Here is a 7,813-nt window from a genome sequence, read left to right as displayed (position 1 = left end):
ATCGATATCTTTGGGAAAAGCATAGGTTTCTGCATCAGCACAGCTGAACGTGTGCGGCGAGGTCAAAATATCCATTACTTCGGGCATCATTTCTGGACAGATATCATTTAAGACCATTTTTTTTGGTTTGATATGCTGTAAGATTAACCGCGAAAAAAGCCCTGTTCCGCAGCCAATTTCCAATACTTTTTGCGGTCTTAGCTGTATGTTCTCCTGCATCAACCTGATCATTTTTTTTGCTATTTCGTATTGGGCGATCGCTGCCGACTGATAGTTAGATGCCGCTTTAGCGAAACGGGATCTAATCCTTTGTTTGTCCATCATGATGATCATCTTAAAAGGTGCTTAAATAATTGTTCGGGATAATGAGTAGCATCGATTATCGTATATGCAGTACCGGGCCAGGCGAGTTTTTGATTCTCTAAGTTGAAGATTCGATCTTCTTTGCCTATATATATCTGATGCCATTGGAATGCCGCTGCTGATTTTGCACCAGCTGTTTTTTCAATCGCGATGAGCTCTGAACGGAGGTCTTCGATGTCGCGTTGGGGGGCTCTTTCAAGAAAGTAGTTAAAAAGGGTCTTGGAACCACACATGCGTAATCTGAATTTTTCCAACGTTTTATTGCTCAGTGTATCCAATGTTCCTTTAAATAACTGGCTAGGAATTCCTTTTTCGTCATCTATTGGAAATGGTGTTCCATTGATTGCAGTACATGTGCTGATGGGGTAATTGCTGTTTTGAAGTTCGGGCAGTACCATTGATGCCGCCCATACCCCCATAGACCAGGCGAAAACCTCAATTTCCTGGTAACCTGCCAGTAGACTTGTGTCCAACAGTAAATCCGTATAACTATGGGCAACAATGAGATCTTTGCCGACTGGGGAATAGTGCAAAAAAGGATGTTCATCCATACCCCAGCCTGCAAAGAATAACAGTAGTTTTTCGTTGGATTTTGCCTGAAGATGCTGCCTTGGCAAATTATCGACGGGAGTGACCCTTTTAGGAGTGATTCTTTTAAGTATCATAAGCTTGCTGCGAGTTGTTTGATCATGGACGATGTCATTGTTGCTGTCAATGAAATTCGGATTCTTGACGTTCCTTCTGGTACTGTGGGCGGGCGTATGGGAAGCACGTAAAATCCCTTTCGCTGCAGGTCTTCTGCTTTCAGTACAGTTTCCTTGTTATTACCGATAATGACCGGTAGAATATGGCTCTCTGACGGACAATTAAAGCCTTTGCCAATTATGTGCTGTTTGAGCAATAGGCTATTTTTGTGCAGCTGTTGGCGCCGGTCTGTAAAGTCACTTAAGTGTTCCAAAATAAACACAGTCCATAATAGATTGATTGGTGGCAACGCTGTTGTAAAAAGTAGCGTACGTGCCTTATTGATCAAATAATTTCGGATTGGTTCCTTACATAGCAGGTAGCCACCAACCGATGCTAAAGCTTTTCCGAAAGTGCCTGTCAGGAAATCAATATCGGCAATACATTGCTGTTCTTCTGCGCAGCCAAGTCCCTGTATTCCGCGTACGCCTACGGCGTGAGCTTCATCGACATAAAGTAAGGTATTGGGGAAACGTTGTTTTAGACTGACCAGATAGTTGAGGTCCGTGCAATCACCATCCATGCTAAAAATACTTTCTGTGACGATGATGATGCATGTGAAGCGATGGGCATATTTTGTCAATAAATGCGTTAAGTGCGTATAATCGGAATGCCGGTACCTGTAGCAGGTCGCATTGGATAATCGGATGCCGTCAATTAGGCTTGCGTGGACACCCTTATCGGCGAGAATTAATGTCTGCGTATCACAAACTGCAGGAAGTATGCCTACATTCATATGATAGCCGCTGTTAAAGACCAATGCACTCTCCGTACCAAACATTTGGCACAACATTGTTTCCAATTGCGTATAGCGTGCATGGTTTCCTGTGAGTAGACGCGAAGAGGAAGCGCTGAATACAGCATTATCCTTTGTCACCGAGTTTAGGAATTCTTGACGAAGTATCTGATCTGTCGCAAGTCCAAGATAGTCGTTCGATGAGAGGTTGTAATGCTCTTTAACATGCTCCTGTGCTGTGTTATCCTGTTGTGTGATAAGGAGAAGTTTTCGTTTATTTCCATGTTTTTCAAGGGTAAATAATTCATCTTCAATGCGCTGGATTAGACTGTTTTCAATCATTGGACTGTGCTGATTACGGCTAGCAATGCCTGTGTTAACTTGTGAAGCTCACCTTCATTTATGATAAAAGGGGGCATGATATAAATCAGTTTTCCGAATGGCCTTACCCAAATTCCCTCTTCGATAAACCGCTGTTGTATGCTGGATAGATCGACGGAGTTTTTCATCTCGATGACTGCAATTGCACCTAGAATTCTGAGCTCCTCGACTTGGGGCAGCGCTGTTGCAGCGCTAAGTTCCCGTCTCAATTGTTCTTCGATTAACGTTACTTTCGCTTTCCAGTCCGTTGCCAATAGTAGTTTGATGGAAGCGTGGGCTACAGCGCAAGCCAAAGGGTTGGCCATAAAAGTTGGACCGTGCATAAACGTACCTGGTGTATCGTTGGAGATTGTATTCGCAACATGATCTGAAGTGATCACGGCGGATAGCGTCATATAGCCACCGGTCAAGGCTTTGCCGATACACATGATATCGGGCACTATTCCGGCATGCTCCCAGGCAAAGAGCTTACCCGTGCGCCCAAACCCGGTAGCAATCTCATCAAAGATTAAAAGAAGTTGATTTTCTTTGCAGAGGTGTGCTGCCTGACGCAAGTACTCCGGATGGTAAAAACGCATGCCACCGGCTCCCTGGACGATAGGTTCAAGGATGAGAGCGGCCAATTCATCCTTGTGTGAGCAGATCAGGTCTGCCAAGGGTTGGATGTCATTGGCATCCCATTCTTGCTCAAACCCTATTTTTGGGGCAGGGGCAAAATAGCGCTTGGGTAAAGCATTGTCAAAGATGCGGTGCATGCCAGTAATGGGGTCACAGACCGACATCGCGTTCCAGGTATCACCATGGTACCCCGAACGAACCGTGACAAAGTTTGTCTTATTGGTCTTTTTCTGTGAGACCCAGTATTGAATAGCCATTTTAAGCGCAACTTCTACCGCAACAGAACCCGAATCGGCATAAAATATTTTGTTGAGTGAAGTAGGGGTGATGTCAAGCAGTATTTTACCGAGAGCAATTGCTGGTTCGTGCGTAAGTCCACCAAACATCATGTGTGACATGCTGCTGAGCTGTGTTGTGACCGCAGCGTTAAGGACGGGGTGATTGTAGCCATGGATGGCGCACCACCAAGAGGACATACCATCTATAAGCTGCTGTCCATTTTCCAGCTCGATTATACAACCATCTGCCCGTTTAACCTTGTAGGCAGGTAAGGGATTTGTCATGGTGGTATACGGGTGCCATAGATGCTCTTTATCAAAATCATCGATAAGGTCGTGTTGGTTGATTTCTTCTCGTTCCATGATGGTCTGCCGAATTAGTTTTGTTATTTGTTTTGCTGCTTAGCGATGTTGCGCTGGATTTTATGTTCGGGTCTTGACCATTTTGGTCTTTCACCAAGATCATGGTAATGCGCCATCTCAGTTGCGATGGTTTCGGGTTGATTTTTTTTCTCGAATGGCTGTTGTGGCACCAAACCTAATGTTTTAAACATGTCCATGTCTTCATTGACATCGGGATTGGGCGTGGTGAGGAGTTTATCGCCTGAGAAAATCGAGTTAGCTCCTGCGAAAAAGCATAACGCTTGCTCTTCTTTACTCATGTTGGTACGTCCTGCAGAAAGGCGAACTTGTGTGGTGGGCAATAAAATTCGGGCTGTAGCGACCATGCGTACCATTTCCCATATCGAAACTGTTTCCATGACTTCCATTGGAGTACCGCTTACAGGAACGAGCGCATTGATCGGTACCGATTCGGGTTGTGGAATGAGGGAAGCAAGTGTGATCAACATCGCGGCACGGTCGTCTATACTTTCTCCCATCCCAATAATACCACCACTACATACAGTAATGTTTGTTTTACGTACATTTTCGATCGTTTGAAGGCGATCATCATAGCTTCTGGTCGAGATAATTTCCTTATAGTAATCGGCAGAGGAATCGAGGTTGTGGTTGTAGGCGTATAGTCCAGCTTCTGAAAGGCGTTGTGCTTGGTTTTCGGTCAGCATTCCTAGCGTGCAGCAGACTTCCATGTCAAGTTTATTCAGTGTTCGGACCATATCAAGTACATGGTCAAACTCAGGACCATCTTTAACATTGCGCCAGGCGGCCCCCATACAGATCCTTGAGCTACCTCCAGCTTTGGCCGCTAGTGCCTGCTCTTTTACCTGCTCTACACTCATCAAGCCTTCCGATTTTACGTTCGTATGGTAACGTGCGGCCTGGGGACAATAGGCACAGTCTTCGGGGCACCCACCTGTTTTTATTGATATCAATGTGGACACTTGTACTTTGTTCGGGTCGTGATATTTCCGATGTATCGATGCCGCATCATAAAGCAGGTCCATTATTGGTTTGTTGTATAAAGCGACAACTTCTTCCTGCGTCCATTTTGGTTTTGTTTCCATATTAATGCTAAGTTTTTATGCTAAAATCAAATCTATTTTACTTAATGACCATTCGGATTTCGTAATTCAATGCGATTATTTTTTTCATGATGATTGCAAAGATTATAGTTTAAATGATAACTTTGGTAGTCCGAAATAAACATAATGAGTAGTCCGGTTAGTATAGGTTTTCATTCCATTATTAAGATAGATCGCCGTAAGGAAGATGCCATCTATCTACAGATCGTTTATCAATTTATCAATGCTGTCAAGCGAAATCTATTGGAAGATGGAGATCTGTTGCCCGGAAGCCGGAAGATTGCTGAAGAACTGAACGTGCACCGAAAAACCATTGTAGCCGCTTTAGCGGAATTGCAGGAACAGGGCTGGGTAAAAATTTTGGCTAATCGCGGGACTTTTGTGAAAAATCCTGAGCTTATCGGTACTTCCGGGTCGGCGATTGAAGCATTTAGACAGCCACCTGATTTTGCACCTTACTTTTTTAGAAAGGAACTCATATTGGATATGCCTATTTCAGAGGTTCCCGAAAGGTACTATTTTACGGATGGAACACCTGATTATAATGTCATTGGAGCGGAGGAACTGGTGCGTTTTTATGCATCCATGGTGAAACGGAAAAAGAAAAGTGATGATTTTCCGACGACGACTGAAGGAAATTTGTTTTTTAGGGACCAGTTAAGCTATTATCTGAATTTAACAAGAGGGTTTCATCTTTCCCGGAATTTCTTGTTGCCGATTGCTAGCCGCGAACAAATTTTTTCAATTTTATCCCGATTATTGATCCGGCCCGACGATATTGTATTGGTAGAAAATTTAAGTTATTTTTTACCTAACATGATCTTTAGTCAAGCTGGGGCCAAGCTAAAAACCATTCCGGTAGATGCGGAGGGGATGATTGTAGATAAGATCGGAGACCAATTTAGACCCGGAGAAATCAGGTGTGTTTACCTCAATACCAGGTGTCAGTATCCAACGACGGTTAACCTTTCCGAGCGAAGGAAAATTCAACTGTTACAGTTGGCCGAGCAGTATAACTTTATCATTATTGAGGATGATGTGGATTTTGAGTCTTCCTTTTTTAAGGAGAAAGGCGAATCACTTTTCCGGAAAAATGGCGGCAACCGTGTGATTTATACAGGTGCTTTCGGTAGTTTCTTTGACCCTGGTTTCCAAATGAATTTTTTGATCGCACCTCAGGATCTGTTGGAAGAGGGAAAAAAGTATTTGAACATCTTCGGAAAGCCGAATTTTATGATCGAGAAGACATTGGGCGAGATTATCCACCAGGGTGATATCTTTCGGTATCAGCGTAAATTTCAGAAAACAATTGCAGAGCGAAAAGAATTGTTTGCACAATTGCTGTTACGGCATTTTGAAGATAAAATCAGATTTGACGTCCCGGCTTCGGGACTGGCTTTTTGGATACAGTTTAATACAGTTGTTTCGCTGACAGCCTTGCAGGAGAAAGTGCGGTCGCAGGGACTGTTGTTGCCGAGTAATTGCCTTTATCAAAATAAAACGGTCACTGCATTGCGGTTGGGGTTTGCTCATCTTGACGAACAAAGTATGGTGGCGGCAATTTCTTTGTTGCGTGCAGCTTATGCCGATTTGGTTGAAAAAATCAACTAGCTGCTTTGCAGTATATGGGTCAATTTGTTTTTGGCTTCTTGGTGGGGACCACGAAAATCCACAAAGTATCTGTGCTGCCATTGTTTACTTTTGGTAGCCTGTTTGTTCGTTGGCATGCTCCAATCTGGATAAATACGGAATCCGCGTTTGCCCATTTGAGAACCCGCTGTGAGGATTGTATGTTCAACTAACGCCTGTTTTGGAAAGACAAATAGGCCGCAATGCTGTTCCTGTTCAACCGAAATAAGATAATAATCGAAATGATCATCTGCAGTAAAAGGTATGGTCTGGCCATCGGTGTTGCGTTTCCAGAGTGCAACGAATAATCCTACTTTTTTTGGTGTTATCTTGGCCTTTCTAAATTTGAAGTGTTTGTTGCCCAGTTGAAAATTAACACCATAATAGGCCCTACCTGTTTGATCTTGTGATAGGTTAGAGCAATGGAGCATAAGTATGCTTTCGAGTTGATCTATCACTTTCCTGATCATATCATCAGCGATCTGTGGGGTTGCCTGATCGTTAAGATTCATGTTGGGGGGTATAGATTAACTGAACAACTCCCGATTTGAATGTGACGCTTTGAACAAGTTTTAGGGATAGTCGTTCAGGTAAGTTTTCGAATAAAGGCTTGCCACTTCCCAGGGCAATAGGGTGAACGGAAATGCGATAGACGTCAACAAGGTTAGCTTGAATGAATGTTTTAATTAGACGCGCTCCACCATATAGCCAAATATCCTTTCCGGGCTGTGCTTTTATTTCCTGAACTTGTTTTGCGATGTCAGTCTGGATGAAAGTAGCGTTTTCATCTTGCCTTGCCTGACTAGAAAAAACATATTTTTTCTTCGCATGGACATTTTTCCAAAGATTTATTTCTGTTTCATCGGCCGTAGCGTGCGGCTGGAAATTACCCCAGGCATCATAGCTCACGCGGCCATAAAAGATGGTATCGATCGAAGCCAAAAAGCCATCGAAATCCATGTCATCATCCATAATACACCAGTCAACCTCTCCCTGTGAACCCTCAATAAAGCCATCTAGGGTCATGGCCAGATCCAATATTATCTTTCTCATGTGTGTTTTATTTGTTTTAAACCTGTTGCTTGTGTTCCCGTAAAATAGGAGCTGGGTTAACTCAATATCGGATTGTCAGGATAACATAAAGATAGGGAAATAATAAGTTTTGGCCAAATTGGTGAAGAACGGAGCAAAGAAAAAGCCCAGCAAAGAATGTCTGGGCTTTGAGATTATATAAGGGGAATAATACTTGCTAAAAAAGTGAAGACCTAGTCTTCATCGGTGATAATATCATCACCATCTAATTCGAAACCTTCACCAAGGAAGGTATTCTCTAGTTCGAATAAATCTGAATCTTTAATCATTTTACTATTTTTTTGATATTCAAAGTTATCACCCTTATTTAAGCTAATCGTCAATATAAAATGAAGTTTGTGTTAAGCGATATTGTTATATTTTTTTGAGTACAACATCTAATTTTTCTGCCTGGATGATTCGGCTGAAAAACTCTTTTAAATCAAAATACTCTTCCGGCATAAACAGGGGTTTGTTTAATTGTGTTGCAGATTCTATTATCAGAACGT

At 42.8% G+C, this 7,813-nt stretch carries 8 protein-coding genes; 1 reads left to right on the top strand and 7 read right to left on the bottom strand.

Annotation, left to right across the window (positions count from 1 at the left end; translation table 11 throughout):
• The 5 genes from B2X72_RS21020 to bioB form a co-directional block, all read right to left on the bottom strand.
• Positions 1 to 324, bottom strand: a 324-nt coding sequence (locus tag B2X72_RS21020) for a methyltransferase domain-containing protein (protein ID WP_286851359.1), incomplete at its 3' end; no start/stop codon positions are given.
• A gap of 5 nt (positions 325 to 329) precedes the next feature.
• Positions 330 to 1,028, bottom strand: coding sequence for a pimeloyl-ACP methyl esterase BioG family protein (locus tag B2X72_RS21015; protein ID WP_286851358.1), 699 nt, complete (start codon positions 1,026 to 1,028; stop codon positions 330 to 332).
• The gene (locus B2X72_RS21010) at positions 1,025 to 2,185 is read right to left on the bottom strand and encodes an 8-amino-7-oxononanoate synthase (protein ID WP_286851357.1); all 1,161 of its coding nucleotides are present in this window, start codon (positions 2,183 to 2,185) and stop codon (positions 1,025 to 1,027) included. Before B2X72_RS21010 ends, B2X72_RS21015 begins: the two co-directional genes overlap by 4 nt.
• Entirely contained in the window at positions 2,182 to 3,483 is a 1,302-nt protein-coding gene (gene bioA / locus B2X72_RS21005; protein ID WP_286851355.1) for an adenosylmethionine--8-amino-7-oxononanoate transaminase, read from the bottom strand. The genes B2X72_RS21010 and bioA overlap by 4 nt, the downstream gene beginning before the upstream one ends.
• Positions 3,484 to 3,506: 23 nt before the next feature.
• The gene (gene bioB, locus B2X72_RS21000) at positions 3,507 to 4,586 is read right to left on the bottom strand and encodes a biotin synthase BioB (RefSeq protein ID WP_286851354.1); all 1,080 of its coding nucleotides are present in this window, start codon (positions 4,584 to 4,586) and stop codon (positions 3,507 to 3,509) included.
• 144 nt (positions 4,587 to 4,730) lie between these two features.
• Between bioB and B2X72_RS20995 the strand changes: the two genes are divergently transcribed.
• Positions 4,731 to 6,215 (top strand): PLP-dependent aminotransferase family protein, encoded by a 1,485-nt coding sequence (locus tag B2X72_RS20995; protein ID WP_286851353.1) that lies wholly within the window; start codon positions 4,731 to 4,733, stop codon positions 6,213 to 6,215.
• Here the strand turns inward: B2X72_RS20995 and B2X72_RS20990 are convergent.
• Together B2X72_RS20990 and B2X72_RS20985 are read right to left on the bottom strand one after the other, a co-directional pair.
• Positions 6,212 to 6,745 (bottom strand): MepB family protein, encoded by a 534-nt coding sequence (locus B2X72_RS20990; protein ID WP_286851352.1) that lies wholly within the window; start codon positions 6,743 to 6,745, stop codon positions 6,212 to 6,214. The two genes, B2X72_RS20995 and B2X72_RS20990, sit on opposite strands and share 4 nt — an antisense overlap.
• On the bottom strand, positions 6,735 to 7,286 hold the full coding sequence (locus B2X72_RS20985; RefSeq protein ID WP_088162850.1) for a dihydrofolate reductase family protein: 552 nt from the start codon (positions 7,284 to 7,286) through the stop codon (positions 6,735 to 6,737). Before B2X72_RS20985 ends, B2X72_RS20990 begins: the two co-directional genes overlap by 11 nt.
• Positions 7,287 to 7,813: the final 527 nt, after the last annotated feature.

It is taken from the genome of Sphingobacterium sp. UBA7253, assembly GCF_002472745.1.
Lineage (GTDB): Bacteria > Bacteroidota > Bacteroidia > Sphingobacteriales > Sphingobacteriaceae > Sphingobacterium > Sphingobacterium siyangense.
This window is presented reverse-complemented; position numbering and strand designations above follow the sequence as displayed.